We start from the raw sequence: 2768 nt of genomic DNA, 5'->3' as shown, positions 1-2768 counted from the left end.
GCGGTCAGTTCGGCGGCGCGCTCCAGAACCTCGACCATGTGGACGATGCCCTTCGGGAACTCGTCGATCTTGTAGAGGACGACGAGGTCCGCGGCTCGGCCTGATCCTGCCGTCCGAATACGGGGGATCCGGGTGCGGTCCCGTCGACTATGCGCACGCGATGGAGGGTCTCGGGCACGGCTGCCTCGACAACGGCCTCATGATGGCGATCGGCGCCCACGTCCTGGCCGTCGAGGTGCCGGTCTGGAAGTTCGGCGACGAGGAGCAGCGGCGCGCGTACCTGCCCGGGCTCGCCGCCGGCCGGCTCGTCGGGGCCAACGCGATGACCGAGCCGGGAAGCGGGTCGGACGCGCTGTCGCTCGCCACCACGGCCGAGCGCGACGGCGACTCCTACGTCCTGACCGGACGCAAGCGCTATGTGACGAACGCGCCCGTCGCCGACGTGTTCGTCGTCTACGCGACCGTCGACCCGGAGCTCGGATTCACCGGAGTCACCGCCTTCCTGGTCGAGCGCGGCGATCCCGGCGTCTCGGTGCACGAGCAGCCCGAGAAGATGGGTCTTCGCACCGCCCGCTGGGGCGAGGTCGAGCTGGACGGGTGCCGCGTTCCCGCCTCCCGGCGGCTCGGTGCCGAAAGGCAGGGATCCGCCGTGTTCGCGCAGACGATGGCGTGGGAGCGGGCGCTTCTGCTGGCGCCGTGGCTCGGCGTCATGGGGCGGGAGATCGAGGAGTGCACGCGCTTCTGCCGGCGGCGCCGCCAGTTCGGCAGGCACATCGGGCGGTACCAGTCGGTCTCCAACAGGATCGTCGACATGCGGATCCGCTGGGAGATCTCCCGGATGCTCCTGCACCGCGCCGCGGCGGAACTCGACGGCGCGGAGGCGAGCATCTTCCCCGAGGTCGGCAAGCTGTACGTGAGCGAAGCGGCGGCGGAGATCTTCACCAGCGCGATGCAGGTGTACGGGGCGCTCGGCTACTCCTCCGACGGGCGCGCCGAGCGCAATCTCCGGGACGCCCTCGGCATGACGATCTCCTCGGGCACCTCGGACATGCAGCGAGTGATCATCTCCGGGAAGCTCGGCCTCGCCTGGCCGGAATCCGAGGGAGGCGGGGAGGGAAGGTGAACGGTCTGAGCGACTGCCTGCGCCACTGGGCCGGAACGCGTCCGGAGGCCCCGGCGGTCGAGTTCCGGGGCGAGGCGCTGACCTACGGCGAGCTGGACCGGCTCAGTTCGGCCCTCGCCCGCACGCTGGCCGAAGGCGGCGTCGTCCCCGGTGACAGGGTCGTCCTGTGGCTGCACAAGTCGATCGAGGCGGTCATCGCCGTCTACGGGGTGCTGAAGGCCGGTGCGGCCTACGTGCCCGTCGACCCGAGCGCGCCCTTCAAACGGGCCGGCCACATCATCGCCCACTGCGAGGCCGCCTGCGTGATCGCCCAGGACGACCGGGTCGAATGGCTGCGGAAGAACTCCTCCTGCCGGATCGTGTCCACCGGTCCGGCCGCGGACGCGTCCGTCACCGGCTGGGAGGAGGCGCTCGCCGCCGCTCCGGCGGAGGGCGAACCCGGACCCGTCCTCGACCTCCACAGCCCGGCCTTCATCCTCCATACATCGGGATCGAAGGGCGTTCCCAAGGGCGTCGTGCTCTCCCACGGCAATGCCCGCGCGTTCGTGGAATGGGCGGTCGACGAATTCGGTCTGGGCCCCGCCGACCGGGTCTCCAGCCACGCGCCCTTTCACTTCGACCTGTCCGTGCTCGACCTGTTCGCGACGTGCAGGGCGGGCGGCTGCGTGGTGCTCGTCCCGGAGAGCCAGGTCGGGCTCGGGGGCGCCCTCAACAAGTTCGTCGCCGAGCAGCGCATCACCGTCTGGTACTCGGTTCCCGGAGCGCTGACCCGCATGCTGGCCGCGAAGAACAGCGGACTGCTGGCCGGGTCGCGGCTGCGGGTCGTCCTTTTCGCCGGTGAGACGTTCCCGATCGCCCGGCTCCGGCACCTGCACTCGCTCGTCCCGGAGGTCGGTTTCTACAACCTCTACGGCCCGACGGAGACCAACGTCTGCGTCTTCCACCGGGTCCGCCAGTCGGACGTCGCGGAGCACCGCCGGCAGCCCGTGCCGATCGGCCGCGCCTGCCCGTACGCGGCGACGTTCATCGTCGACGGGGCCGGGCGTCCGGTGGAGCACGAGCCGGGCGCGTCCGGGGAGCTGTGCGTCGCCGGAGACTCGGTGATGCTCGGCTACTGGCGCGACGGCGACCTCACGGCGGAGAAGACCCTGTCGATCGCCCGGGCCGGCGGGGAGACGGTGCGCGCGTACCGGACCGGAGACCTGGTCCGGCTCGACGACGAGCTGAACTACGTCTTCTGCGGACGCGAGGACGACATGGTGAAGATACGGGGCCACCGCGTCGAGATCGGCGAGATCGAGGCGATCCTGTCGGCCGCGGACAACGTCCGGGAGGCCGCGTGCGTGGCGGTCGACGACGGCACCGGGGAACGGGTCGTCGAGGCGTACGTGGTCCCCGAGACGCACCCGCTCGACGTCTCGGCCGTGCGCCGGCACTGCCTGGCCGAGATCCCGCGCTACATGGTCCCGGAGCGGTTCCACGTCAGGACCGCGTTCCCGGTCACCGGCACCGGGAAGATCGACAGGAAGCGGCTGGGAGAGACCTGGGCGGATCCGCGATGAAAGTCCTGACCGAGACGTGGCGGAGCGCGTCGATCGGCCGGGAGAAGTCGGTGAACGTCCTCCGCGGGTTCAGGGCGTGCGCG

General features: G+C 71.0%; 2 protein-coding genes and 1 pseudogene. 2 read left to right on the top strand and 1 reads right to left on the bottom strand.

The genetic code is table 11. The annotated features are described in order from the left end of the window. Positions 1-95 (bottom strand): annotated as a pseudogene (locus AB0C69_RS40835) (DUF47 domain-containing protein); the annotation flags it as partial. A gap of 5 nt (positions 96-100) precedes the next feature. On the opposite strand from AB0C69_RS40835, the gene AB0C69_RS40830 reads away from it, so the two are divergent. Both AB0C69_RS40830 and AB0C69_RS40825 read left to right on the top strand, forming a co-directional pair. Next, complete coding sequence (locus tag AB0C69_RS40830) at positions 101-1123, top strand: acyl-CoA dehydrogenase family protein (protein ID WP_360361959.1); 1023 nt, start codon at positions 101-103, stop codon at positions 1121-1123. Beyond that, positions 1120-2685, top strand: a complete 1566-nt coding sequence (locus AB0C69_RS40825; RefSeq protein ID WP_360361956.1) for an amino acid adenylation domain-containing protein — start codon at positions 1120-1122, stop codon at positions 2683-2685. Before AB0C69_RS40830 ends, AB0C69_RS40825 begins: the two co-directional genes overlap by 4 nt. The last annotated feature ends 83 nt before the right edge of the window (positions 2686-2768 follow it).

This window comes from Actinomadura sp. NPDC048032 (assembly GCF_040653175.1).
GTDB classification, from domain to species: Bacteria; Actinomycetota; Actinomycetes; order Streptosporangiales; family Streptosporangiaceae; genus Spirillospora; species Spirillospora verrucosospora.
This window is presented reverse-complemented; position numbering and strand designations above follow the sequence as displayed.